Here is a 25,012-nt window from a genome sequence, read left to right as displayed (position 1 = left end):
CGGCCCGTGGGCGGGCGCGTCCGCCCGCAGGGCGGGTTCGACGGCTCCCGCGGCCCTCGGCACCCGGCTCGGGCCGGGCTCCGCGGTACCTGACCGGCCAAGGCATGGCGGCTGGCGGCTCCGGGGCGGGAACGGACGTCCGCGTGTCCGTGCCACGGTGGGCGGCCCCCGGGCCGCGCTCCGGGAACCCGGCGGGCCGCCGAGGACCGCCGCTCTCCCACCGTGGGCGGACGGCCGTGCTCGGACATCACCCTGGCCACGCCCTCCGGACCCGGATTTCCCACGCGGCGTCCGGCGCGGTGGGCGGGACCCGTCACAGCGGACCCTCCGGCAGCGTGCGGGCGGGGCGGCTGACCAGCCACGCGGCCGCGGCGAACAGCGCACAGGCGAGGGCGAGGGTCGCCGGGTTGGTCGCCCACACCGCCGCCAGCCCGTGCCCGACACCGTCCGCCAGCCCGCCGAGGGCCGCCACCGTGCCGGCCGCCCAGGCGGTCAGGGCGAGCGTCGCGCCGAGCGCCGGAGAGCGCCAGACCGAACCGAACACCGCGAGGCCCGCCGAGAGCAGGGCCGGGCCCAGCCACGCTCCGACCAGGGGGAGCGGGCCGGCCGCGCGGTCGAGCGCGCCGAGCAGCAGTGACGCGGCGGTCGCCGCGACGAGGTCGATCCCCAGTACGAACGCCAGCCGGGCCAGCCAGACAGCCACCGGCGGGATCGGTATCGCGGCGAGCACCTCGCGGCGCGGGTCGCGGCGCGGCTCGCAGACCGCGAGTGCGCCCAGGGTCACCAGCAGGGTCACGCCCGGGCCCAGGACGAGTGACCCGACGACCGGACCGGCTCGCCACGCCAGCAGCAGTACCGCCGCGAAGCCCAGCGCGGTCAGCGGCCACAGGGCCCCGGGCACCAGGCGGGCCTGCCGCGCGACCAGCTCCAGCGTCAGCCGCCAGGCCGCCCTCGGCGCGGGAGGCAGGGGGGCGGCCGCCGGCGCGCCGCGCAGCCCCGGCAGCACCAGCGCGTCGAAGGAGGGAACGGTCAGTGTCCCGGCCTCCGTCTCCGCGGCGTCGACCGCCGCCGCGGCGGCCGCCACGGCACGCAGGGCCGCGACCCGCTCCCGGCAGGCCGCGCAGGCGGCGAGGTGCTCCTCGTCCGCGGCCCTCCCGCCAGCCCGCCGCGCCCGCGCCGCGGCCTGGATCCGCTCCTCGTCGAGATGGCTCATCTCCGTCACCGGCCTTTCGTCAGCGAACGCGCCAGCCGCGCCCGGGCGCCGGACATGCGGCTCTTCACCGTGCCGACCGGCACGCCCAGGACCTCGGCGACGTCCCGGTAGGGCAGCTCCTCCACCAGCGCGAGCACGACGACCTCGCGCAGCCGCGGCGGCAGTTCGCGGATCGCCGCCATGATCTCGTCGTGGCCGGCCGCGGCCAGGACGCGCGCCTCGACGTCGGCTCCGAGGTCGGCCGGCTCGGGCGCCTCGGCCACGTCGATGGCGGGCGGCTCGGACCGGCGCAGCCGGTTGTGGGCCTGCCGGCGGGCGACGCCGAGCAGCCAGCCCCGCACCGACGCCTCGCCGCGGAACCGGTCGGCCGAACGCCACACCGCCAGCCACGTCTCCTGCAGGATCTCCTCGGCGACGCCCCGATCGGACGTGAGCCGGCGCAGCAGCCGCAGCATCGCGGCGGCGTGGCCGTCGTACAGGGCGCGCAGCGCGTCCTGGTCGCCCGCCGCCACCGCCGCCAGCAGGTCGTCGTCAGTACGCACGGCGCCGGATCCCGCGGACGGCCGTCCGGGTGGGCGGTACCGTCATGTCGTCCTCCTGTCCAGCCGGGTCCGCCACGTGGCCGCGAAGGGGCCGCGAAGGGGCCGCCGGCCGCGCGGCGGGCCACCTGCCATCGGGCTGACCAGCGGCAACGCGTGCCGCTCCTCAGCGTACGGCCGCGGATGTGCGGTCCAGCAGGTCGAAGAACCCCTGCTCGAGGTCGCCGTCCACCGCGAGGCCGTCCAACGGGCCCTCGTAGCGGGTCGCGCCGGCCACGAGCACGCCGATCCGGTCGCATGTGTGCGCGATCTGGTCGAGCTGGTGGCTGGACACGAACACGGTGACGCCCTCGCCGGCGAGCCGGCGCAGCAGCTCGCGCATGTCACGCATACCCACCGGGTCCAGGCCGTTGGTGGGCTCGTCCAGCACCAGCAGCCGGGGGCGGGCGAGCAGCGCGATCGCGATGCCCAGCCGCCACCGCATCCCCAGTGAGTACGCCGACACCCGGCGCTCGGCCACTCCCTCCAGACCGACCGTGCGCAGCAGCTCGGGGACCGCGTCCGCCGCGTACCCGTCGACTCCGCGCAGCCGGGCGTGCAGGCGCAGGTGCTGGACGGCGTTCATCCGCGACCACAACCCGGGCCCCACCACCAGTGCGCCGACGTCGCGCAGCGCGCCGCGTTCGAACGGGCGGCCGAACAGCTCCACCTCGCCGGAGCCCGCGCGGGCCAGACCGGCGATGATCTTCATGAGGGTGGTCTTCCCCGCCCCGTTGGGCCCCAGCAGGCCGTAGACCTCGCCGGTCTCGACCCGCAGGTCCACTCCGTCCAGCGCCTGGTGGCGCCCCATCCGCTTGCGCAGCGCCCGCACCCGCAGTGCCGTGCCCATCTACAGCTCCTTCCGGTTGACGTGCCGGGACGCCGTACCGAGCAGCACCGCGGCGAGGACGAATGACATGGCGAGGGCGACCGGGACGACGCCCGCGTCCGACAACGGGTCCCCCGGCGGCAGCGGCACCCCGCTGGCGTGGATGTCGGCGATCGGCACCACGACCCGCATCGGCCAGGCCAGCGGAATCGCCCACCAGACGCTCTTGTCGGCCAGCAGCGCGCCGAACATCATCCCCGCGATCCCGACGCACATCGTGGCGGTGAAGCCCCACATCTCCGCGACGAGCAGGCACAGCGCGAGGGCGCCGAGGCCGGCCAGCCACGTCAGCACGACGCCCGCCGCCACCGCGGCGGCGGCGCCTCCGGGCGCGCCGAGCAGCACGCCCAGCCCGGCGAGCAGCGCGCCGAGCAGAAGGGCCTGCGCCATGCCCAGCAGCGCCAGCGCGGCGAACCGGCCGAGCAGCAGGCGGTGCCGGGGGAAGGCGTAGCCGTACAGCAGCCGCCGCGCGTCCTGGTCCTGGCGCACCGCCAGGCCGGCGTAGAGCGCGCTGCCCATCGGCGCGAGCACGCCCCAGAACATCAGGACGACGGAGCGCCACGTCTCCCACAGCAGCCCGGCCTGGCCCTCGGGCGACCCCGCGGCGACCGCGCCGAGCGGGAGCACGAGGACGACCGGTGCGGCCAGCGTGTACCAGAGGGGGAACCCGTACCGCAGCCGGGCGAGCTCCGTGCGGACGACCACCGTGGGCGGCGGATCGTCGCGCGCCGCGGCGCGGGGGCTCCGGACGGCTCGGGTACCTGTCATCGAACGACTCCTCGACTCGGAGAACCGGTGTGTCGAGGAGTACGTAGCGGCGAAGCGCCGAGCGGTTCGGTTCGGCGCGGAAGAAGTTCTGCGCGGCGTCCCGCCCGGGCGGGACCTGGCCCCCGGCGCGGCGGCGCCGGGCCGGCCGGGGCAGGCCGCCCGCCGCCGTCAGGCGGCCGCTACCGCTGGCTCCGGGACAGGCTGAGCCGGTACAGCAGCCGGCAGCGGTCCACGGAAGCCACGAGGTCGGAGGTCTCGACCGGGCGCTGGCCGGTGAAGTGCGTGCGCTCCACGACCAGGACCGTCAGGCCGGGTGTCGTCTGCAGCAGCTCGGCCTCGGGCTCGCGCAGCGGACGGACCGACACCTCTTCGACCACCCGGTCCACGATGACGCCCGCGCCGGACAGCCGCTCCAGCACGCTGGTGTCCGGCCGGGCGTCGCCGGGCGTGCGGGTGGTGTTGTGGGTGAGCAGCGTCGGCTCCCAGGAGGAGTGCACCGCGACGGGCGCGCCGTCGGCCCGGCCGACGTAGCGGGTGCGGTAGAGCGGCTCGCCCTCCCGGATCAGCAGGCGGCGGGCCAGCTGGTCGCACGCGGGCATGGTCACCGTACCGATGTACTCCTCGTCCAGCGGGCGCACGCCGGAGCCGGACGAGCGGTCGGTGCGCGGGAACCGGACGGACTCCCGGGCACCGCGCACGTAGTACCCGGATCCCGGGCGGCTCTCGACCAGCCCCTCGGTGACCAGCAGCCGCAGCGCATGCCGGGACACCTGCTCGCTGACGTCGTAGTGCCGCGCGAGCTGGGCGCGCGACGGCAGCCGGCTGCCGGCCGGGAGCTCCCCGCTGAGGATGGGCTTGCGCAGCAGGTCCGCCACCCACAGGTAGCGTGGTTGCCCGCCCACGGTCAGGTGCGTTCGGGGGGCGATCCCTTCACCTGGACTCCGGTGCTTCTGAGCGCGAAGTCGAGCTCGGCGGCCATGTGCCGGATACGCTCCTCGACCACGAAGGAGCCGTGGCCGGCGTCGAACCGGTAGACCTCGTGCGGCTTGCCGAGTTCGGCGAGCCGGGCGACATAGTTGTCGATCTGCCGGATCGGGCAGCGCGGGTCGTTCTCGCCCGCGAGGACGAGGACCGGCGCGCTGACCTGGTCGACGTAGCTGATCGGCGACGACCGCCGGTAGAGGTCGGGTACCTCCTCCGGCGACCCGCCGAAGAGGGAGCGGTCGAAGGCGCGCAGCGCCTCCATCTCGTCCTCGTAGGCGGCCACGTAGTCGGCGACCGGGACGGCCGCGATGCCGGCGGTCCAGTCGTCGGGGTACAGGCCGATGCCGAGCAGCGTCAGGTAGCCGCCCCAGGAGCCGCCCTCCAGCACCAGCCGGTCCGGGTCGGCCAGACCGGTGCGTACCGCCCAGTCGCGGACGGCCTTGATGTCCTCCAGCTCGGTGAGCCCGACCCGCCCCTCCAGGGCGTCGCGCCACGCGCTGCCGTAGCCGGTGGACCCGCGGTAGTTGACCCGCACCACGGCGAATCCGTGGTCCACCCACGCGGCGACGTCCGGGGCGAAGGAGTCGAAGTCCTGGGCCTGCGGCCCGCCGTGCACCACGAAGACCGCCGGATAGGGGGCGGTGCCGTGCTCCGGGGTGCTGATCAGCGCGTGGATGTCGCCGCCGGGGCCGGTGACGGCCGCGTCGGTCACCGGCACCGAACCGGGGGCGATCGCGCCCGGAGGGGTGGCGACTACGGCGCCGGTCGTGTCGCGGATGACCGGCGGCCGGGCGGAGCTCGACCACGAGTACTCCACGGCGCCGTCCGGGCGGGCCGCGGCCGCCGACACCAGCCCGGGCGGGACGTCCAGTGACACGAGCCCGCCGGTGGCGAGGTCGTAGCGGTACAGCTGGGACCGCGCCTGGTGGTCCTGGGAGACGAGTAGCGCGTCTCCGTCGGGGTACCAGCCGGCGGACAGCTCGCCGGGCAGGTCGAGCGCGATCTCCTGCTCGGTGCCGGTGGCGGGGTCCCAGATGAGGGGCTCGGTGCGGCCGCGGCGCTCGTGCAGGACGAGCAGCCGGTGGTCGTGCGGCGCGAAGGCGACGGGGGTCAGGCCGAGCTTCGGGCCGTCCCAGAGGTCGGCGATGCCGGTGGCGCCGCCGTCGGGGTCGAGGCGCAGCACCCGCACGGCCATGTGCCGGCTGTCGCCGTGCTCGCTGTGCGCGATGGCGAACAGCGTCTCGTCCCGGGACAGGTCGGCGAGCCAGCCCTCCTGGCGGTGCCGGTAGACGACGGCCGGTGCGCTGCCGCCCGGGCCCGCGGTGGCCGCGTGCACGCTGAACCCGTCGTCGGTGGACCGGCCCACGAGTGACCTGCCGGACGCGCCGAGCGCGAGCCCGCCGGCGTAGGACGGCGGGAGTCCGGGGACGGCCTCCTCGTCGTCGCCGCCCGCGAACGGCTGCCGGCGCCACACGCCGAACTCGTCGCCGTCGGTGTCGTCGAACCACCAGATCCAGGCGCCGGTCGGGTCGAGGGTGCCGGACATCGTGCCCTGGTGCCGCTTGGTGACCTGGCGCTGCTCACCGCTGGCCCGCTCCCAGGCGTAGATCTCCCAGGTGCCGCTGGCGTTGCTGCGGAACAGCGAGTGATCCGGGGCGTCCCGGGCCCACGACGGGAGACTCATCCTGGCCGCACGGAACCGATCCTGCCAACGCTCGCCCATGATCTCCAGTAAAGCAGCGGGTTCGCACCGTATGGGGGCGAACTGCGGAGTCTGCTTGGCCACTCCCGGCCGGATCGGCACGTCGCGGCCCGCTCCGGCGGAAAACCAGTGGCCGATCGTCTCCCCGGATCATCACAATGGCCCCATGGGGGATATGCCGCCGATGACGATCGAGGAGCTGCGCGAACGGTCGGCGCGCGGCGACCGGCTGAAGTACCTCTTCTTCTGGGGGCACCGGCCCACGCGCGACGGCTCCGCCGGGGCCGGATGCCTGAGCCAGTGGTGGCCGGCGCCGTTCGCCGTGGCCGGGACGGTGTATCCGACCGCCGAGCACTGGATGATGGCGGAAAAGGCCCGGCTGTTCGGCGACACCGAGACGGCCGCGCGGATCGTCGCGGCCCCGCACCCGAGGGCCGCCAAGGCGCTGGGGCGCCGGGTCCGCGGTTTCGACGAGGCGGTGTGGCGGGCGAGCCGGTTCGGCATCGTCGTGCGCGGATCAGTCGAGAAGTTCGGCCAGCACCCCGACCTGGGCGAGTACCTGATCGGCAGCGGGAACCGGGTGCTGGTCGAGGCGAGTCCGGTGGACCAGGTCTGGGGCATCGGGCTGGCGGCCGACGACGAGCGTGCCGCCGACCCGCACGCCTGGCAAGGGGAGAACCTGCTCGGTTTCGCGCTCATGCGGGCGCGTGCGGAGCTCGCGCGGCGGTGACCGGCGCGCCGGGCGACGGCAGCGGGGGCGCCGTCGTCCTGCGGCCGGTGATCGAGGCGGTGGTCCCGGCCGGGGACGCGCCGTGGCCCACCGCGCCCCCGCCCGCCGACGGCTTTCTCCGGCCGCGTGCCGGAATGCCGGCGGACGAGGTGGGCCTGGCGGTGTACCAGCTGGCCGAGGGGACTGCCGGGCCGGGGGACCCGTTCACCGCCGGACCGCGCTCCGCGGTGGTGGCGCTCCTGGAAACGGACCGGCTCGCCGTGCCCGGCGGGATCGAGGTCGTCGACCGCGTGTTCGGCACCTGGGTCCGTCCGGGGTGCTGCTGCGGCCTGGAGGACTGGCGCGAGTGGCTGGCGGTGCCTGACGGCGGCGAGCCGTGGCTGGGGCACGACCCCGGCCCGCGGGTGGCGGTGGTCGGCGACGAGGTGCGCATCTGGCCGGACGGCGGTCGCGGGGAGTCTCCGGTGGGCGGGCATGTGCGGCTGCCATCGGCCGAGGTCCGGCGGCTGCTGCGCGCGGTGCACGCTGACCTGTGCGGATTCCGCCTCGCCGTGCGGACCTGGGCCGCCGACGTGGTCCCCGAGCTGGCCGACGCGCTCACGGGCCGGATCGACCGGGACCTGCGGATCGGCCTGCGGCTGCTGTGATGCCCCGGGCGCGGCCGCGCCCCCTGGTCACCGCCGCCGCTATCCCGTGCGCCGCTCCCAGGGTGACCGGCAGCAGGGCGGCCGAGGCCCAGCCGAGTCGACCGCCCGCGCCCGCCACCCCGGCCCTCCGCAGCCGGAGCCAGGCCCACAGCGAGTACGGGACCACCACCAGCGGCGTGGTGAGGAGCCCGGGGGTGTAGCCGCGCACCGCGACGGCCTGGGCGAGGTGGGTCGCCGCGTGGCCGCCGAACCCCAGGAGTGCGGCCTGGTAGAAGCCGCTGCGCCCGCCGGTGCGTGCGCCGTCGGCGGCGGCCGCCGCCATGACGGCGCCCACGAGCCCGATGGCGACGTTGACGTGCGTCTGCGGCCGGTCGAGCGCCCGCCACACGAACTCGGGCACCTCGGGATGGCGCGCGGCCAGGCGCCGCCGCGCGCTCCGGCCCCACCGGGACATGGTGAGCAGCTCCTCGGTGTCGTGCACGGCCCAGGCGGCGAACAGGCCCCAGGTCACCGCGGCGGGTACGGCGGGAGGAACGGACGGGGACGGGACACGGCCGGTCATGAGGGGTCCTTCGTGGATCCGCGCCTGCAGATGAGGCGGTCGCCGCCCGATCGGTGTACGGGCAGCGGCCCGGTCGGGCGAGGCGACGTCGTACGGTGTCCCGAGCGTACGCCGCCGGCCGAAGCGCGCTCGCGGCGGACCGGGCCCCGCGCTGGCCGTCACATCGCCGTTCGCCGCCTCGCCGCGGGCGCGCTGCCGGAGGGCGCCGCTGGCCGTGCGGCCACGGCCAGCGGCGGCGGATCACAGGGCCATCGTGACGCCCTGGTAGTCCATCCGGACGCCGTCGGCCGCCAGCAGCCGCTCGATCAGCTCCGGGTCGTAGTCGCCGTACCCGGCGTCGTTGAGGATCCGCATGTCCGTGGGGTGCGGCAGCAGCTCGCTCGGCCGCATCTGCCCGATGTCGGACACCTCCATGGGGTCCATGACGAAGTCCGGCGGGATCACGCACGGCTCCAGGGCGCGGAAGACGTGCAGCCGGAACGCGTACGGTTCGCCGGCGTGCTCGCCCCGGATGTCGTAGACGCCCACCGGGGCCAGCTCGCCGACCACGACACCGGCCTCCTCGGCCGCCTCGCGGCGGGCGGCGTCCTCCGCCGTCTCGCCCGGGTCGACGTGTCCGCCGGGGAGCAGCCAGTGGCCCGCGTAGGAGCCGCAGTTCTGCAGGACGAACGTCACGGTGTCGTCCGGACCGGGCACGATGGCCACGGCGGCCATGATGAGGTCGGTCTCGGTCGGCTGGTTGGCGGCGATCGTCATTGAGTCGTCTCCAGGTTCCGTGGTGGATTGTCGATCGGTTGTCGGGCCGCGGGGGCCGCGCCGGCGGGGCCGGTGCCCTCCGGCGCGAGCGCCAGCGCCGTGGCGGCCGCGCGGGGCGGGCGCGGCGCCACCCGGGGGTGGCGGCATGGCGGACACCCAGGTCAGGGCGTCGCCTCCAGATCGGTCGTCCGCCCGTCCCGGTAGGCGTTCGCCTGCAGCGTGTACAGACCCGCGTAGTGCCCACCCTGGCGCATCAGCTGCTCGTGTGTGCCCTGTTCCACCACATGGCCGTGATCAAGCACGTAGATCCGGTCGGCCAGCCGGACGGAGGCCAGGCGGTGCGTGATGAGCACCACCGTGCGGTCGGCCGCACCCGCGTGCGCGCGGATCGACTCGAAGAGCCGGTGCTCGGCGCGCGCGTCCAGGGCCGCGGTCGGCTCATCGCAGACGAGCAGCGGGGCGTCCCGGTAGAACCCTCGGGCGGCGGCGACGCGCTGCCACTGGCCGCCGGACAGCTCGTGGCCGTCGGCGAACCTCCGGTCCAGCAAGGTGTCCCACCCGTGCGGCAGCTCGTCCACCACGGCTTGGGCGTCGGCCACCGCGGCCGCCCGCCGGAGCCGCTCGTCGTCGTCCGGCGCGCTCATCACGACGTTGCGCCGGGCGGACATCGGCCAGTGCGTGTGGTCCTGCCCCACGACAGCGATGCGCTGGCGCAACTGGTGCGTGTCCACCGCGGCGAGGTCGACCCCGTCCCAGCGGACACGGCCGCGCTGCGGCGTGTACAGGCCGGCCAGCAGCTTGGCCAGCGTGGTCTTGCCCGAGCCGTTCTCCCCCACGAGCGCGACCACCTCGCCGCGCCGCAGGACGACGGACACGTCGTCCAGCGCGGGAGTGTCCTTGCCCGGATAGCGGAAGACCGCGTTCTCGACCGTGATCCGCTCGAACCCGGCCGGGGCCGGGGACGGCGCGTCCGGCGGCAGATGGGCGGCGGCGGTCGCGCAGAACTCCAGGTAGTCCTCGAAGTACAAGCCGGACTCGTAGCACTGGTTCATCCCCATGACGGTCTGCGACAGCGCGGACCGGCCGGTGCGGATGGCGAGCACGGCGGTACCGGCGACCGCCAGCGGCATCGCACCGGCGGCCAGCAGGAGCCCCAGGACCGTGTAGACCCCGGCGGTGGCGAGCCCGCCCGCGGCGTCGCCGAGCAGCCGGACACCGGTCTGCCGGCGGGCGAGCGCGAGCTGGGCGTCGCGCTCGGTGCGGGCGACCTGGTCGAAGTCGGCCAGCAGCCGGTCCCGCATGGTGAAGGAGCGGACCTCGGCCGCGGTGCGCCGGTCCGTCAGCAGGTCGGAGAGCAGCCACTTCCGCCGCCGCTTCTCCGTCATGGCCATCAGCAGGGCGTGCCGCATCCGCGCCGCCTCCGACGCAGCCCAGCCCTCCGGGAGCACCGCGCACACCAGGAGCGGCAGCAGCACCGGGTGCAGCACGGTCAGCACGCCGGCCGCCGCCACCAGCCCCACCAGCCCGGTGAGTACGTCGACCGACCGGGCGACCACGGCCTTGGCTTCCTCGATGCCCCGGGAGCTCGCGCGGTACAGCGCGTCGTGGAACTCGGGGTCGTCGAACGCCGCTAGGTCGATCTCGGCGGCCAGGCGGAGCAGCCGCAGCTCGGCCATCCGTTCGACGTGTGGGGCGAGGCGGGCCTGGGACCAGCCGGCGGCGGCCGAGAGGGCGCCGCGCAGCAGCGCTGCTCCGGCGACGAGCAGCAGCGCGGGTACCGCGGCGCGGACGCGGTCGGGAGTGGGGCCGGCCGCGAACAGCTGCTCCAGGACCCCGGCGGTGGCCACCAGGGCCGCGGCGGTGCAGACTCCGGCGAGCAGGTTGAGGGCGACGGTCGCCGCCGTGTCGGTCCGGCTGGCCCGCCACGCCAGGCGGAGTGCCTGCCCGACCAGGGCGGGCAGCCGGCCGGCGACCCGCCACCAGCGGGCCGCGGCCACCTCCTCGTCGTACTTCTGCCACCACCGCCGGGCGAGGGCCGGCGGCGCCGTGCCCGCGGGGGAGCCAGCGTCGGGGTCGGCGGGGGTGTGCTTCCGGCGGACAGGCCACAGCCGCACGGTGTCCTCCTGACACGTCGGGGAGTCAACGGTGCCTCGATCGTGCGTCGGAGGAGTGACAACGGGAGAGGGGAACGGCCGGGTGGAACTCCAGCTTCCAGCTGTCCGGCACCGGTCGGGCCGGCGCGTGGTTTCACGTGGAACATCGAACGCGGAGCGGCCCGTGACCGGGGACGCCCGGCCGCGGGCCGCTCCGGGCGCGCCGCCCGGCCCGGTTACCTGTCCCGGGGTTCGCGGAGCATGCACCAGGTGACAGGTGCGTCGTCCGGCAGCCGGACCTCGGCCGTGACCGTGAAGCCGAGCCGCTGGTAGAACCGCACGTTGCGCGGCTCGGAGGTCTCCAGGAACGCCGGGCGGCCGCTCTCGTCCGCGGCGCGCAGCCCGGCGGCGATGACCCGGCCGCCGAGCCCGTGCCCCTGGGCGGCCCGGCGGACGCCGACGGTGGCCAGGAACCAGCACGGCTCGGTGGGGCGGTGCGGAGCGAGCAGCGCGTCCGCGCGCCCCACGGGCGCTGCCCGGTCGCCGTAGAGCCCGGTGAGCTCCGGAGCGGTGAACACCTCCGCCGGCACCTCGGTGTCGGGACAGGTCCACACCGCCGCCGCGGCGAGGTCGTCCGTCACCCAGACCCGGCCGTGCGGCAGCCCGACGTGGTCGAGGAAGTACAGCTGCATCGCCCGCAGCCGCGTGTGGTAGTCGTCGTCCGGTAGCGCCCAGCGTGTCCAGCTGTAGTCGGCGAACGCGTCCGCCAGGCTCTCGGCGACCGCGGGTGTGTCCTCCGGCGCGGCGGGCCGCACCTCGACGGTCGGGCCGGACGGGTGGTGGTCGGTCATGGAATCCCTTCTCGGTCGAGGCGGCCCGTGGTCAGAGGACGGTCGTGCCGGGGACCCCGGCCCCGACCGCGGGCCCGTGCGTCCAACGACGCCGGGGCGGGCAGCGTGCCCGGCCGGCGCCGCGCCCTGCCCAGGAACGGCCGAATGCCCGCGCCCCGGCGGCCGGGGCGCGGGCATTCGGGTGTCGGACTACAGGATGATGCGCATCGGCTCTTCCAGGACCTCGGCCAGGTCCTTCAGGAACTCGGCGCCGACCGCACCGTCGATCGCGCGGTGGTCGACGGACAGCTCCAGGGCGATGGTGTGCCGGGCGACGATCTCACCGTCGCGGACCACCGGCACCTGCCGCATGGCGCCGACGGCGAGGATGGCGGCCTCCGGCGGGTTGATGACGGCGGCGAAGCTGTCGACGCCCAGCATGCCCAGGTTGCTGACGCTGAACGTACCGCCGCTCATCTCCTGCGGCTTCAGCTTGCCGTCGCGCGCCTTGCCGGCCAGCTCGCGGGAGCGCCGCGCGATCTCCGACAGCGGGGTCTTGTCGGTGTCGTGCAGGACGGGGACCACGAGACCCGTGTCGACCGCCACGGCGATGCCGACGTTGATCCGGTTGTGCCGGAGCAGCTTGTCGTCCACCCACGACGAGTTGACCGCCGGGTGGCGGCGCAGCACGGTGGCGACCGCCTTGACGATGAGGTCGTTGACGCTGACCTTGCCGCCGGTGCTCGCGAGCTGCTCGTTGACCTGGACGCGGAACGCCTTGAGTGCCTCGGCGTCGATGGTGCGCCGCAGGTAGAAGTGCGGGACCTCCTGCTTGCTCTGCACCAGTCGGCGGGCGATGACCTTGCGGACATTGTTGATCGCGACTTCCTCGGAGTCGCGGCCGTCGTCGAACGCGGGCTGCGCGGCGGGCGCCGGCTGCGCCGCGGCCGGCCGCGTCTCGCGCTGCTTGGCGGCGGCCTCGATGTCGGCGCGTACCACCCGGCCCTTCGGGCCCGACCCCTCGATCTGGTCGATGTCCAGGCCGTACTCCTTGGCCAGCCGCCGGGCCAGCGGGGAGGTGCGGGTGCGCGGGGCGCCGGCCTCGGCGGTCGCGGGCTCCGCGGGCGCGGGCGCTTCGGCGGGCTCCGCAGCCTCCGCCGCCTCGGCGGCGGGGGCCTCCGCGGGCTCGGCCGGCGCGGGGGCCGCGCCACCGGACTCCTCCGGGGCGGCGTCGGGAGAGGCGCCCAGGACGCCGATCACGGCGCCGATGGGGACCGTGTCGCCCTCCTTGACCGACTGCTTGACGAGGAAGCCCTCCTCGTACGCCTCGTACTCCATGACGGCCTTGTCGGTCTCGATCTCGACCAGGACGTCACCGGGGGACACCTTGTCGCCGACCTGCTTCTGCCAGGAGCTGATGACCCCCTCCTCCATGGTGTCGGAGAGGCGCGGCATGTGGATCTCAGTCATCGTGGTGTTCTTCCCCTTCACCCGACCCGCCGACCGACGGCGCGGAGGGTTTCGTGGACGGCGGTGATCAGCGACTCCGGCGACGGCAGGGCGGCCGTCTCCAGCGGCTTGGCGTACGGCATGGGCACCTCGGCCATGGCGACCCGGCGTACCGGGGCGTCCAGCCAGTCGAAGGCGCCCTCCTGGATGGAGGCGGCGATCTCGGCGCCGATGCCGTAGGTCAGCCAGTCGTCCTCGGCGACCACCGCGCAGCCGGTCTTGCGTACCGACTCCACGATCGTCTCACGGTCCAGCGGACGGAGACTGCGCAGGTCGACGACCTCGACGCTGATGCCCTCCTCGGCCAGCTTCTCCGCCACCTGGCTGGCCACCATGGCCATCCGGGAGTAGCCGATCAGCGTGATGTCGGTGCCCTCGCGGGTCACGGCCGCCCGGCCGATCTCGGCGACGGTGTCGTCACCGTCGGGGACCTCGCCCTTGGTGTTGTACAGGCCGAGGTTCTCCAGGAACAGCACCGGGTCGTCGTCGCGGATGGCGGCCCGCAGCATGGACGCGGCCTCCGCCGGGGTGCTCGGGGCGAGCACCTTCAGCCCGGGGATGAAGGAGTAGAACAGTTCGATGTTCTGGGAGTGCGTGGCGCCCAGCTGCTGGCCGCCGCCGCCGGGTGTGCGGATGACCATGGGAACGCTGGTCTGGCCGCCGAACATGCCGTAGATCTTCGCGGCGTGGTTGATGATCTGGTCGATGGCGATCAGGGAGAAGTTGATCGTCATCAGCTCGACGACGGGCCGCAGACCGAGCATGGCCGCGCCCACCGCGGCGCCCACGAAGCCCTCCTCGGCGATCGGGGTGTCGCGGACCCGGCGCTCGCCGAACTCCTTGAGCAGCCCCTCCGTGATCTTGTAGGAGCCCTCGAAGACGCCGATCTCCTCGCCCAGGAGGAAGACGTTCTCGTCGCGGTGCATCTCCGCGCGAAGCGTGTCGCGCAGCGCCTGACGGTAGGTGATCACAGACAAGATTCCCGCTCCTTATCTAGTCGGCGAACACCGGGTCGGCGGGCATGCGACGCGACTCGTTCGCCACGGGGGTGGCGTAGGTGTAGTCGAAGAGGGTGGCGACGTCCGGGTGCGGGCTGTTCTCGGCGAAGTCCGCGGCGTCGGTCACCTCGTCGCGTACGGAGTCGGCGATCTCCTGCTTCAGCTCCTCGGTCAGCACGCCGGCCTCCAGCAGCTGGGACTCGAACGACGCGACCGGGTCGTTGGCCTTGGCCTCCTCGACCTGTTCGGGGGTCCGGTACTTGGCCGGGTCCACGACCGAGTGGCCCTTCATCCGGTGGCTCATCGCCTCCAGCAGGAAGGGGCGCTGCTCGGAACGGGCGCGCTCCACCAGGTCGGTCGCCGCGTCGCGCACCGCGAGCACGTCCTGGCCGTCCACCCGGACGCCCTCGATGCGGAACGCGGAGCCGCGCTTGTACAGCTCCGGCTCGGCGGAGGACTTCTCCACGGTGGTGCCCATGCCGGTGTAGTTGTTGATCACCACGAAGACGACCGGCAGGTTCCACAGCGAGGCGATGTTCAGCGACTCGTGCCAGGCGCCGATGTTGGTGGTGCCGTCGCCCATCTGGCACATGACGACCTCGTCGCCGCCCCGGTAGGACACGGCGAGCGCCGCGCCGGTGGCCAGCGGGAGCTGCCCGCCCACGATGCCGTAGCCGCCGAGCATCCGGGTCTCGGTGTCGAACATGTGCATGGAGCCGCCCCAGCCCTTGGACACGCCGGTGCTGCGGCCGTACAGCTCGGCCATGACGCGCCGCGGGTGGATGCCCTTGCCGATCGCGTAGCCGTGCTCGCGGTAGTTGGTGAAGAGGTAGTCGCGCTCCTGGAGCGCGGTCATGAGGCCGACGATGGTGGCCTCCTCACCCAGGTTCAGGTGGCAGTAACCACCGATCCGGGCCTGGGTGTAGGCCTGCGCGGTCCGCTCCTCGAACCGGCGGATCAGCAGCATCTGCCGGTAGTACTCCAGCAGCGTCTTCGGCTGCTCGTCGGCGATGCTCGGCGCCGCGTCCTTCCGGCTCCGCCGGCGGCCGCCCGTACTCCTGGCGGTGCCGCCGCCCTTCGGCTTGGCCGTGTCAGCCATGCTGGTGCCTTTCTACGTGCGTGGCGGCCGGCTCCGGGCCGGTGGGCTCGGAGCAGACCGGGTCAACGGCCCCACGGATACGGGCGGCCATGGACCCCGCGCCGGCGCCGGGCTCAACGGCGGGCGCGCGAGAGTGGCTGTGCGGTGTGACGTTCGTCGCGCACACTCTACGTACTGATCGATGATCGATCAATACGACTTTAGGGGACATCCACGACTATTCGTACGGTATGGCCAGGGGCGCCGCGGGCATGATCGCCCGGCGCGCCGCCACGCTATCCCACCGCGTCGCGCGACTTCAGTGCCGCCTCGACGTAGTTGAGCACGTGGTCGCTGAGCATCCGCCCGGCCTGCGGGTCGCGCCGCCGGAACGCCTCGGTGATCTGGCGGTGGTCGGCGGCCTTGGCGTGCAGCTCCATGTGCAGCCAGCGGACCGAGAGCGCCGTCCAGACCTCCACCCCCAGCGACTCCCAGGTGTGCAGCAGCACGCTGTTGTCGGCGGCGCGGACGATCTCGCGGTGGAACTCCACGCTGTGCCGGATCTGCTCCTCGACGTCGCCGACGGCCGTGGCCCGCCGCAGCGCCTCCACCTCGCGCTCCAGCGGCCGGATGTCGTCGGCGAGCCGGTCGGCGGCCAACTCGGCCGCCACCAGTTCCAACCCGGCCCGCACGGGGTAGATCTCCGCCATGTCCGCGACTCCGAAGTCCCGGACGCGGGCTCCCTTGTTCGGAACCGACTCGATCAGCCGCAGTGTCTCCAGTTCGCGCAGCGCCTCCCGCACCGGCGCCTGGCTCACGTTGAGTTCCGCCGCGACACGCCGCTCGACGATGCGCTCGCCCGGCTGCCACCGCCCGGAGAGCAGCCCGTCGACGAGGACGCGCCGGATCTGCTCCCGCAGTGGGTTGCGGGCCAATCGCGAGGTGTCTTCCGGCCTCTCAGGGAGGTCGACCATCAACGGCCTTTCTCTTGGTGCTCGGGGCGGGCGTCAGCCCCTCAGAGAGGGTGCCACACGGCCGGCACGCCGAGCGGACGCGCGGTGCGGATGTGTGTTGACACGGGACGCCGGGGTGCCACCATGGTGAACAATCCGCGCTCGCCGCCTTACCCGTGGGCAAAGCGCGAGGTAGGACGATCGTATTCAATGGGGCTTCGCATGCGGTGACACCGCGGGGCGCTATGCTCTCCTGTCGGAAATGTTCTGAAAACTGGCCGCCGCGGCCTGACGACCCGCCCCCGAGGGGTCGACGGATCCGTGGTGAGAGGCCCCGCGGTCCGCCGCGGTCACCCTCGTCGCCCCCCGGCGGCGGGCCTCGCGTCGGCACTCGGAACCCCCGATTCCCGGCTGCACCGGGCGCGTCACCCGGCGCGTCCGCCCGACCACGACCCGACAACCAGATCCAGCGGCGAGCCCGTCCCCCTTACGCACGACCGTGCCGCAGGCCAGCCCACACCTCGTGAGACAGCACTGAGCACATGATGCACACATTGCGGATCCGGCCGAAGCCGCCTTATCGGGCCGGGATTCCCTCGTACCTCCACAGAGTCGCCGGCGACGGCGGGATCGAGCGCCGAAGGCGCTCCCCGGGCCGTCTCGCCGGCTCACGCCGCCCGGCACCGACGGTGACCTGGCCCAGCTGGGGCGAGATCATCTGGGGGCTGGCGTCGGACAAGATCGCCATCGGCCTCGCTGTGGCGTTGATCACCATGACGGTGCTCGCGGCCGGGCCGCTGCATCCGATCGACAACCTGATCAACACCCTTCCGCGGCCCTACTGGTCGGAGGTGCGGGTCTTCCTCATCCTCTGGCCGGACACGATCGCCTCGCGGTTCGTGGCGCTGCCGGTGCTCACCCTCGTCGCGTTCCAGCTCGCCTACTGGCACCGCTCATGGCGCCCGATCATCCTCGGCGCGTCTGGCGTCTTCGGCATGATCTGCCTGGTCGCGTCGATGAAGCTGCTCCTGGCGCGCAACCACCCGCGGACCCTGGACCCCTCGTTCTTCTCCGACAACGGCGGGGTGTCGTTCCCGTCGGGCCACGGAGCCAACGCCATCTGCATCTACGGCCTCGTGCTGTTCCTCATCATCCGGTACCGTGCAGCGCGCCCGCACATCATCCGCAGGCTGGCCTACGCCATCGTCTCGATCGCCATCATCCAGTCGGCGGTCTCCGCATTCCTGCACTTTCACTGGTTCACCGACCTGGTGGCCGGGATGATCGCCGGTGGACTCGCCTTGCGGCTCATGATCCGGCTGGACCGGATGATCCCCGAGGGGCGGACCGCAACATGGTGGCCATGGCGGGGCCGCGAATTGTGGTCCGGCCGAGAACGCGAACGTTTCCTGGCCGGAAAACGATAACACGACCGATTCCCTCTTTCCGGTCCCTACGGCGGCCGTCGCACCGATTTTTTTTCGGGCGGCGGCCGCCGCCGTCATGGGGGCGTGGTCGCCGGCGCCGCGGCGCCGGACGACAGGGACGGGCCGCACCGGCCCGCGGCCGCCGTACCGCCTCCGGAGGCGCCCGCCTGCCGCTCGGCAGCCCCGCCCCGGCGGGGGCCGGCGCCCGTCGGCCGGGCGCCCTCTGGGGGCCCGCCCGGCGGTGCCGGAGCGGCGGTGCGTCCGCCCGCCCGCGCGGCCTCGGGCGTGGCTCCGCGGACGCGCCGCCGGGCGCGCCACGCCGTCCCGATGGCCGGCCCCGGAGGGATTCCAGGGACACGGGCGCGGAATGCGGGGACCGCCGAACCGCCGAAGGACCGCGGTCGGAAAGCGCCATGGAACGGTCATGTGCGAACCGGTGGTTAATGGCGGCGGCGCTATCAGAGGCGCGGTCGGGAAGTCAGGTATTCGCCCGCACGCGACGCGGCCGACAGCGGCCACGGGGCCGCGTGCCCCGGAGGTGTTCGGACCCGCGCGGCGGCGCGGGCCCGCCCGGTGCCTGCCGCGCCTTCCGCGCGGACGCGCCGGTACCTGCGGTGACTCGTCCCGTCCACGCCGGCCGCGCGGCCGGGCAGTCCGGACAGCGGTCGACCGCACTGCTCTTGAAATCGGGGGAAAAGCCCGTTCTGTCATTTTCGGCAAGGCGTGCGGGGGAAATGCGGATCCGTGGAGAGTTCTCGCCATTGCGTCGCCGATATAACGGATTTTCTCGTACGAGGTACCGGTTCGACGAGTGATCGGGGTAAACGTCCGTGGTTTTCGGCCTGCGCCGGATACAGTTGCGGATTCCCCGCAATATCCGGAAGCCTCCAACAGAGGTACAGCCAGCTCTACCCCGCACCTAGAGCGGGCTGTACCGCTGGAGGGAGAGCAGGACGCGCGCACCGGGTCGTCGCCGACGCACGCGCCGGAGGGGGAGAGCGATGGACCGAGGTCACGTGGCCGACGTGCTGGCGAAGCTGGCCTGCCGGCACCGCGTTCCGGGAGCGCAGCTCGCGATCTACCGCGAGGGTGAACGGTTCGAGCTGTGCCACGGCGTGGAGCGCGTCGAGAGCCCGGAACCCGTCTCGCCCCGCTCCCGGTTCGCGTTCGGATCCGTCAGCAAGGTCTTCACCGCCGCCCTGGCCATGCAGCTGGTGGAGGAGGGCGAGCTCGACCTCGACCGGCCGATCGGCGAGCACCTCGGCGCGCGGAGGATCGCGCCGCACCATCCGCTGGCCGCGGCGACGGCGCGGCAGCTGCTCAGCCACACGGCGGGCCTGGTCTCCGACCACGCGGGCGAGCCGCTGCGCGGAACCTCGCTGCGCCGGCACTTCGACTCCGTGCTGCGGCAGGAGCCGGTCGGCGCGCCCGGCACCGCGTTCTCCTACTCCAACACCGGCTACGCGGTCGCGGCCCATCTCGTCGAGGTGCTCACCGGCCTCGACTGGTGGGAGGCGCTGGAGGGGTACCTGGCGGCGCCCACCGGTCTGCGCCTGGCCTTCGTGTACGACGCCCGCCGGCCCGGCGCCCGGCCGGCGACGGTGAGCGGCCACACGGTGGAAGCCCGGACCGGGCGGGTGGCGCCGGTGGACTTCCACGTGGAGCCGACCCTCGCCGCCGCCGGCGGCCTCGCGGGCGGCGCCGGCGACCTGGTGGACTTCGCACGCGCCTTCATGACCGAGGACGACGCGGCCCTGGCCGCCGACATCGCCGCGCCCGAGGTGCTGGCGGAGATGGCCCGCGCCGTTCCCGCGGCCGTCCCGTTCGGCCTGGCCGACGGCTGGGGTGCCGGCTGGGGCCGCTACCGGGCGGGCGACACCGTGTGGCTCGGCCATGACGGCACGCTCGACGGCGGCACCTGCAACGTCCGGGTGCACCCCGCCGGCCGGACCGCGGTGGCGCTCACCACCAACGCCACCAGCGGGCTGGCGATGTGGGAGGACCTGGTCGTGGAGCTCCACAACGCCGGACTGCGCGTCGGGCACTACCACCAGCCCGTACCGAGCGGGCGGCCGCCGTGCGCCGTCGAACGGTTCGCCGGCGCCTACGCCAACGGCGACATCGCGGTCCGGGTCGCCCCGGACGCCCGGGGCGGCCTCCGGTTCGACGTCTCCAACGGCTTCTCCGGGGCGCTGACGGTCGGCGCCGACCTCGCCTTCACCGTCCGCCCCGCCGCCGCCGACGGCGGCGACGCTGCCCCGGGAACGGCGTTCACCGGCCGGTTCCTGCCCGGCGCCCTGCAGTACAACGGCCGGACGCTGCGCCGCGCCGGAGCCGCCGTCCGGCGCGCGGCCTGACCGCGACCCCACGGGCCGCCTCGGCCGCCGCCCGGGCCCCGGCGCGGAGCGGTCTCGCGCCCGCCTGCCCGGCCTCGCGCTGGTGCTCCCCGCGTTCCCGCCGCCGGGCCGCCGCGCGACCGGCGGATCCCACCGCCGCCCCAGTCCTGACCCCGAGAAGGAGCCAACGTGCGTGCTGCCCACGAAGCCGAGCGGAGCGACGCCGTCCCCGGCGCGGCGCGGCCGGTGCCGGACCTGTTCGACGAGCGGGTGCTCGCCGGGCCGGAGGGGACGGCGCTGGTGACGGAGTCGGGGACGCTGAGCTACGCGGAGCTGCGCGACCGGGTGGACCGGCTGGCCGTGGTCCTCGTCGAGAGCGGGATCACGCGGGGCGCCTTCGTCGGGGTCTGCGTGCACCGGGGCGCGGAATCGGTCGTCGCGCCGCTCGCCGTCATGCGGGCCGGCGGCGTGTACCTGCCGCTGGACCCCGCGCATCCGAGGCGGCGGCTGGAGTACATGCTCGCCGACTCCGGTGCCCGGCTCCTGCTCGCCCAGGGCCGCCTGCTCGACGCGCCACCCGAGGGCGTCCGGCGCATCCCGGTCGAGCGGGCGGACGACACCGCCGCCCGCCCGGTCCGCGCGGACCTCGGACCGGACGACGCCGCCTACCTGATCTACACCTCGGGGTCGACGGGACGCCCGAAGGGCGTCGTGGTGCCGCACCGCGGCGTCGCCGACCTCGCCCGGACGCAGCGCGAGCGCATGCGGGTGCGGCCGGACTCCCGCGTGCTGCAGTTCGCCTCGCCCGGGTTCGACGCCGCGGTCTTCGAGCTCTGCATGGCGCTGCTCAACGGCGCCGCCCTGGTGGTGCCGCCCCGCGAACGGCTGCTCGGCGACGCCCTCGCGCGCACCCTGCGCGAGCACCGCGTCACGCACGCCGTCCTGCCGCCGGCCGTGCTGCCGGGCCTGCCCGGCGCGGACCTCCCCGACCTGGGCACGATGATGGTCGCCGGCGAGGCGTGCCCCGGCGAACTCGCGGACACCTGGTCCCGCGGCCGCGTGCTCCTCAACGGGTACGGGCCGACGGAGACCACCGTCTGCGCCACGATGAGCGCTCCGCTGTCCGGCGGCGGGACCCCGCCGCTGGGCCGGGCGGTCGACGGTACCGCGGTGTACGTCCTGGACGCCGGGCTGCGCCCGGTCGGGCCCGGCGGGGTCGGTGAGCTGTACGTGGGCGGAGCCGGACTGGCCCGCGGGTACTGGCGGCGGCCGGGCCTGACCGCGGAGCGGTTCGTCGCCGACCCGTTCGGGCCGCCGGGCGCCCGGATGTACCGGACCGGCGACCGGGCGCGGGTGCGGCCCGACGGCGAGCCGGAGTTCGCCGGGCGGACCGACCAGCAGGTCAAGCTGCGCGGCCACCGGATCGAACCGGGCGAGGTCGAGGCGGCCCTCACCGCGCTGCCCGGCGTGCGGCACGCGGCGGTGGTGCTGCGCGAGGACCGCCCGGGCCGCCCGCGGCTGGTGGCCTACGTCGTGCCGTCGCCCGGCGCCGGCCTCGCCCCCGCCGGCGTCCGGGCCGCCCTCGGCCGGACCCTGCCCGGCTACATGGTGCCCTCGGCGGCCGTCCTGCTCGACGCGCTGCCCACCACCGTCAACGGCAAGATCGACCGGGCGGCGCTGCCCGCCCCGGAGGCCGCCGCCCCGGCGGAGCCCCACTCCGCCCCCCGCGACGCGACCGAGCACGCCATCGCCGAGGAGTTCGCGGCGGCGCTGGGCGTGCCCCGGGTCGGGATCCACGCGGACTTCTTCGAGCTCGGCGGCGACTCGATCCTCGCCGCCCGCGTCCTCTCCCGGATCGAGGCCCGCCTGGGCGCGGCCGCGGACCGGCGCGCCCTGTTCGCGCACCCCACCGTCGCGGGCCTGGCCGCCCACGGGCTCACCGGCGGCGCCGGGGCGATCCCGCCCGCCGACCCGGACCGTCCCGCGCCGCTCTCCTCCGCCCAGCGCCGACTGTGGTTCCTGGACCGGTACGAGACCGGCGGTACCGAGTACTACACCGGGAGCGGGTACCGGCTGCGCGGCCCGCTGTCGGCAGCCGCGCTGGCGGCCGCCCTGCACGGGCTGCTCCTCCGGCACGAGAGCCTGCGGACCACCTTCCACGAGGTGGACGGCGCGCCGGTGCAGCGGGTCGGCGACGCGGCCGACGCGCGGGTGGACCTCACCGAGGCGGACCTGAGCGCCCTCGACCCGGTGGCCCGCGAACCGGAGCTCGGCGCCCTGCTGTCGGCCGAGGCGGAGCGGCCGTTCGACCTGGAGCGGGGACCGCTGTTCCGGGCGCTGCTGGTCCGGCTCGCCGCCGAGGAGCACGTGCTGGTGCTGAGCGCGCACCACATCGTGAGCGACGGCTGGTCGCTGGACGTCCTGGTCCGCGACCTCGCCGCGCTGTACCGCGCCGAGAGCGGGTCCGGCGCCGGACCGCTGCCCGACCTGCCGGTGCGCTACGCCGACTTCGCGGTGTGGGAGGACGGGCACTGGTCCGGTCCCCGGCTGCGGGACCGGCTCGACTTCTGGGCGGAGCGGCTGGCCGGGGTGCGTCCGCTGGAGCTCCCGACCGACCATCCCCGCCCTCCGGTCCGCACGACCGCCGGCGCCGTGCACCGCCGCACGGTGCCGGCACCCGACACCGCCGCGCTGCGGGAGCTCGGGGGCCGCTACGGCGGCACGCTGTTCGTGACGCTCACCGCCCTCACCCAGCTGCTGCTCGCCACCGCGTCGGGCAGCCGCGACGTCGCCGTGGGGGTGGCCTCCGCCGGGCGCTACCACCGCCAGACCGAGGACCTGGTGGGCTTCTTCGTCAACCCGGTGGTGGTCCGGTTGGTGCTGGAGCGCTCCGCCACCGTCGCCGCGTTCCTCGCCGGCGTGCGCGGCACCGTGCGGGAGGCGTTCGACAACGAGGTTCCGTTCGACCGGCTGGTCGAGGAACTGGTCACCGAGCGCGACCCCAGCCGCACCCCGCTCTTCCAGGCGATGGTCGTGCTGCAGAACGCGCACAGCGGGCGGTTCGAGCTGGACGGGCTGGCCGTCGAGGAGGTGGTGCTGCCCCGGACGTCGTCGCTGTTCGACCTCGTCTTCGAGTTCCAGGAGCGCGACGGCGGCCTGCGGGTGGCGATCGAGTACAACACCGACCTCTTCGCGGCCGACCGGATCGCCCGCCTCGCCGACGCGCTGCTGGAACTCGTCGCGCTGGCGGTCGCCGACCCCGAGCGCCGGCTGGCCGAACTCGACCTGCTGCCCGCCGCGGAACGCGAGCTGCTGCGCAGGAGCGGCCGGGGTGGCCCGGCGGCCCCGCCCGTGGCGATCACGGACCGGTTCGCGCAGCAGGTCGCGGCGACCCCGGACGCGTGCGCGCTGGCGGGGCCGGACGGCGAACTGACCTACGCGGAGCTCGACGAGCGCGCCCGCGCGCTGGCCGCCCGGCTGCGTGCCCACGGGGTGCGCGCCGAGTCGCCCGTGGTGCTGGTCCTGGAGCGGGGCGCGCACGTCGTGGTCGCGATGCTCGCGGTGCTGCGCGCCGGCGGCTGCTACGTGCCGGCGCACCCCGGCGATCCGGCCGAGCGGATCGGCCGGCTGGTCGCCGAGACGGACGCGGCGTGCGTCCTCACCGACACCGCCTCGGCCGGCCGGCTGCCCGCCGGCGGGCAGCGGCCGACCGTGGTCCTGGACGAGCGCGGCCGGCCCGCCGGCGCGGCCCCCGCGGTGGTCGGTGCCGCCGCGGACGCCGCCGGCCCGGACCCGCGCCGCCTGGCCTACGTCATGTTCACCTCGGGGTCGAGTGGCGCTCCCAAGGGGGTGGCCGTCACGCACGGCGACGTCACCGCGCTCGCCGCCGACCGCCGGTGGCGGGGCGGCCGGCACGACCGGGTGCTCTTCCACTCGTCGCACGCCTTCGACGCCGCCACCTACGAGATCTGGGCGCCGCTGCTGTCCGGCGGCACCGTGGTCGTCGCACCGCCCGGGCGGCTGGACGCCCGGGCGTTCGCGGCCGTGGTCGCCGAGCACGCCGTCACCGGCGCCTTCCTGACCGCCTCGCTGTTCAACCTGTTCGCCCACGAGGAGCCGGGGTGCTTCGCGGGGCTCCGCGAGGTGCTGACCGGTGGGGAGGCGGCGAACCCGAACGCGGTCCGCCACGTGCTCGCCGCCTGCCCGGACACCCGCGTGGCCAACGGGTACGGCCCGACCGAGACGACCACCTTCGCCACCTGCGCCGACCTCGACGAGGCCGCGCTCGCGGGGGTCCCGCCGATCGGCGGTCCGCTGGACGGCATGCGGGTGCTGGTGCTGGACGGGCTGCTGCGGGCGGTCCCGGCCGGGGTGGTCGGCGAGCTCTACGTCGGAGGCGCGGGCGTGGCCCGCGGCTATTGGCGGCGGCCGGACGCGACCGCCGAGCGGTTCGTCGCGGACCCGTCGGGTTCGGGGGAGCGGCTGTACCGGACCGGGGACCTGGTGCGCTGGAGAGCTGACGGCCAGTTGGAGTTCGTCGGCCGGGCCGACGCGCAGGTGAAGATCCGCGGCTTCCGGATCGAGCCCGGTGAGGTGGAGGCCGCGCTGCTGCGCCAGCCCGGGGTCGCCGAGGCCGCCGTCCTGGTGCGCCCGGCCGCGTCCGGCGGTCACCGGCTGGTCGGCTACCTGGTCGCCGACGCGCCGGACACCGACCCCGCCGCGGTCCGCGCCCGGCTCGCCGAGACGCTGCCGGAGTACCTGGTGCCGGCGGTGCTGGTCCGGCTGGACGCCATGCCGGTGACCGCCAACGGGAAGGTCGACCGGCGCGCGCTCCCGGCCCCGGAGGAGGGCGCCGACGACGCGGTGCGCCACGTCGCGCCGCGTACCGAGGCGGAGCGGGTGCTGGCGGGGGTCTTCGCCGAGGTGCTGGGGGTCGAGCGCGTCGGCGTGCACGACAAC

General features: G+C 74.9%; 19 protein-coding genes. 5 read left to right on the top strand and 14 right to left on the bottom strand.

Features of this window, described 5'->3' with window-relative positions; genetic code table 11:
• Positions 1 to 313 precede the first annotated feature (313 nt).
• The 6 genes from DEF28_RS12120 to DEF28_RS12095 all read right to left on the bottom strand — a co-directional run bounded on the left by DEF28_RS12120 (position 314) and on the right by DEF28_RS12095 (position 6,155).
• Entirely contained in the window at positions 314 to 1,213 is a 900-nt protein-coding gene (locus DEF28_RS12120) for a hypothetical protein (RefSeq protein WP_114397124.1), read from the bottom strand.
• A 5-nt stretch (positions 1,214 to 1,218) separates the two neighbouring features.
• The gene (locus DEF28_RS12115; RefSeq protein WP_114397109.1) at positions 1,219 to 1,755 is read right to left on the bottom strand and encodes an RNA polymerase sigma factor; all 537 of its coding nucleotides are present in this window, start codon (positions 1,753 to 1,755) and stop codon (positions 1,219 to 1,221) included.
• Between the two features lie 163 nt (positions 1,756 to 1,918).
• Complete coding sequence (locus DEF28_RS12110) at positions 1,919 to 2,641, bottom strand: ABC transporter ATP-binding protein (RefSeq protein ID WP_114397108.1); 723 nt, start codon at positions 2,639 to 2,641, stop codon at positions 1,919 to 1,921.
• Complete coding sequence (locus DEF28_RS12105; RefSeq protein ID WP_114397107.1) at positions 2,642 to 3,448, bottom strand: ABC-2 family transporter permease; 807 nt, start codon at positions 3,446 to 3,448, stop codon at positions 2,642 to 2,644.
• A 179-nt stretch (positions 3,449 to 3,627) separates the two neighbouring features.
• A complete protein-coding gene (locus tag DEF28_RS12100) occupies positions 3,628 to 4,350 on the bottom strand; it encodes a GntR family transcriptional regulator (RefSeq protein WP_114397106.1) in 723 nt (240 codons plus the stop codon).
• A gap of 2 nt (positions 4,351 to 4,352) precedes the next feature.
• Positions 4,353 to 6,155 (bottom strand): S9 family peptidase, encoded by a 1,803-nt coding sequence (locus DEF28_RS12095; protein WP_114397105.1) that lies wholly within the window; start codon positions 6,153 to 6,155, stop codon positions 4,353 to 4,355.
• Between the two features lie 145 nt (positions 6,156 to 6,300).
• Here DEF28_RS12095 and DEF28_RS12090 point away from each other — a divergent pair, with 145 nt between their 5' ends.
• Positions 6,301 to 6,864, top strand: a complete 564-nt coding sequence (locus DEF28_RS12090; protein ID WP_114397104.1) for an NADAR family protein — start codon at positions 6,301 to 6,303, stop codon at positions 6,862 to 6,864.
• Positions 6,861 to 7,511 carry a hypothetical protein gene (locus tag DEF28_RS12085; RefSeq protein WP_114397103.1) on the top strand — a complete coding sequence of 217 codons (651 nt, stop codon included), beginning with the start codon at positions 6,861 to 6,863 and terminating at the stop codon, positions 7,509 to 7,511. Before DEF28_RS12090 ends, DEF28_RS12085 begins: the two co-directional genes overlap by 4 nt.
• Here DEF28_RS12085 and DEF28_RS12080 read toward each other — a convergent pair.
• The 8 genes from DEF28_RS12080 to DEF28_RS12045 form a co-directional block, all read right to left on the bottom strand.
• Positions 7,462 to 8,073 (bottom strand): HXXEE domain-containing protein, encoded by a 612-nt coding sequence (locus DEF28_RS12080; protein WP_181874254.1) that lies wholly within the window; start codon positions 8,071 to 8,073, stop codon positions 7,462 to 7,464. The two genes, DEF28_RS12085 and DEF28_RS12080, sit on opposite strands and share 50 nt — an antisense overlap.
• A 240-nt stretch (positions 8,074 to 8,313) precedes the next feature.
• The gene (locus DEF28_RS12075) at positions 8,314 to 8,829 is read right to left on the bottom strand and encodes an NUDIX hydrolase (RefSeq protein ID WP_114397102.1); all 516 of its coding nucleotides are present in this window, start codon (positions 8,827 to 8,829) and stop codon (positions 8,314 to 8,316) included.
• Between the two features lie 161 nt (positions 8,830 to 8,990).
• Positions 8,991 to 10,943 carry an ABC transporter ATP-binding protein gene (locus tag DEF28_RS12070; RefSeq protein ID WP_233515251.1) on the bottom strand — a complete coding sequence of 651 codons (1,953 nt, stop codon included), beginning with the start codon at positions 10,941 to 10,943 and terminating at the stop codon, positions 8,991 to 8,993.
• A gap of 215 nt (positions 10,944 to 11,158) precedes the next feature.
• A complete protein-coding gene (locus tag DEF28_RS12065; RefSeq protein ID WP_114397101.1) occupies positions 11,159 to 11,773 on the bottom strand; it encodes a GNAT family N-acetyltransferase in 615 nt (204 codons plus the stop codon).
• Between the two features lie 189 nt (positions 11,774 to 11,962).
• On the bottom strand, positions 11,963 to 13,222 hold the full coding sequence (locus DEF28_RS12060; protein WP_114397121.1) for a dihydrolipoamide acetyltransferase family protein: 1,260 nt from the start codon (positions 13,220 to 13,222) through the stop codon (positions 11,963 to 11,965).
• Positions 13,223 to 13,239: 17 nt separating this feature from the next.
• Positions 13,240 to 14,238: an alpha-ketoacid dehydrogenase subunit beta gene (locus tag DEF28_RS12055; protein ID WP_114397100.1), complete on the bottom strand. Its 999-nt coding sequence runs from the start codon at positions 14,236 to 14,238 to the stop codon at positions 13,240 to 13,242.
• Between the two features lie 16 nt (positions 14,239 to 14,254).
• The gene (pdhA, locus tag DEF28_RS12050; protein ID WP_114397099.1) at positions 14,255 to 15,358 is read right to left on the bottom strand and encodes a pyruvate dehydrogenase (acetyl-transferring) E1 component subunit alpha; all 1,104 of its coding nucleotides are present in this window, start codon (positions 15,356 to 15,358) and stop codon (positions 14,255 to 14,257) included.
• Between the two features lie 275 nt (positions 15,359 to 15,633).
• Positions 15,634 to 16,311, bottom strand: coding sequence for a GntR family transcriptional regulator (locus DEF28_RS12045; protein WP_199493242.1), 678 nt, complete (start codon positions 16,309 to 16,311; stop codon positions 15,634 to 15,636).
• 668 nt (positions 16,312 to 16,979) lie between these two features.
• Between DEF28_RS12045 and DEF28_RS12040 the strand changes: the two genes are divergently transcribed.
• From DEF28_RS12040 to DEF28_RS12030, 3 genes are all read left to right on the top strand, one after another.
• The gene (locus DEF28_RS12040; RefSeq protein ID WP_233515250.1) at positions 16,980 to 17,717 is read left to right on the top strand and encodes a phosphatase PAP2 family protein; all 738 of its coding nucleotides are present in this window, start codon (positions 16,980 to 16,982) and stop codon (positions 17,715 to 17,717) included.
• Between the two features lie 1,001 nt (positions 17,718 to 18,718).
• On the top strand, positions 18,719 to 20,074 hold the full coding sequence (locus tag DEF28_RS12035) for a serine hydrolase domain-containing protein (RefSeq protein ID WP_114397097.1): 1,356 nt from the start codon (positions 18,719 to 18,721) through the stop codon (positions 20,072 to 20,074).
• A 168-nt stretch (positions 20,075 to 20,242) separates the two neighbouring features.
• On the top strand, positions 20,243 to 25,012 hold a 4,770-nt coding region (locus DEF28_RS12030), incomplete at its 3' end, for a non-ribosomal peptide synthetase (RefSeq protein ID WP_114446141.1).

It is taken from the genome of Marinitenerispora sediminis (genome assembly GCF_003336425.1).
GTDB classification, from domain to species: domain Bacteria; phylum Actinomycetota; class Actinomycetes; order Streptosporangiales; family Streptosporangiaceae; genus Marinitenerispora; species Marinitenerispora sediminis.
The sequence above is the reverse complement of the archived record's forward strand: the minus strand, read 5'-3'. Positions and strand labels throughout refer to the sequence as shown.

What these genes read in the sequence shown, in the direction of transcription:
- DEF28_RS12120 (WP_114397124.1), bottom strand. Translation starts at nt 1,213, where the DNA reads ATGAGCCATCTCGACGAGGAGCGGATCCAGGCCGCGGCGCGGGCGCGG.
- DEF28_RS12110 (WP_114397108.1), bottom strand. Translation starts at nt 2,641, where the DNA reads ATGGGCACGGCACTGCGGGTGCGGGCGCTGCGCAAGCGGATGGGGCGC.
- DEF28_RS12105 (WP_114397107.1), bottom strand. Translation starts at nt 3,448, where the DNA reads ATGACAGGTACCCGAGCCGTCCGGAGCCCCCGCGCCGCGGCGCGCGAC.
- DEF28_RS12095 (WP_114397105.1), bottom strand. Translation starts at nt 6,155, where the DNA reads ATGGGCGAGCGTTGGCAGGATCGGTTCCGTGCGGCCAGGATGAGTCTC.
- DEF28_RS12090 (WP_114397104.1), top strand. Translation starts at nt 6,301, where the DNA reads ATGGGGGATATGCCGCCGATGACGATCGAGGAGCTGCGCGAACGGTCG.
- DEF28_RS12080 (WP_181874254.1), bottom strand. Translation starts at nt 8,073, where the DNA reads ATGACCGGCCGTGTCCCGTCCCCGTCCGTTCCTCCCGCCGTACCCGCC.
- DEF28_RS12075 (WP_114397102.1), bottom strand. Translation starts at nt 8,829, where the DNA reads ATGACGATCGCCGCCAACCAGCCGACCGAGACCGACCTCATCATGGCC.
- DEF28_RS12065 (WP_114397101.1), bottom strand. Translation starts at nt 11,773, where the DNA reads ATGACCGACCACCACCCGTCCGGCCCGACCGTCGAGGTGCGGCCCGCC.
- DEF28_RS12060 (WP_114397121.1), bottom strand. Translation starts at nt 13,222, where the DNA reads ATGACTGAGATCCACATGCCGCGCCTCTCCGACACCATGGAGGAGGGG.
- pdhA (WP_114397099.1), bottom strand. Translation starts at nt 15,358, where the DNA reads ATGGCTGACACGGCCAAGCCGAAGGGCGGCGGCACCGCCAGGAGTACG.
- DEF28_RS12045 (WP_199493242.1), bottom strand. Translation starts at nt 16,311, where the DNA reads ATGGTCGACCTCCCTGAGAGGCCGGAAGACACCTCGCGATTGGCCCGC.
- DEF28_RS12035 (WP_114397097.1), top strand. Translation starts at nt 18,719, where the DNA reads ATGGACCGAGGTCACGTGGCCGACGTGCTGGCGAAGCTGGCCTGCCGG.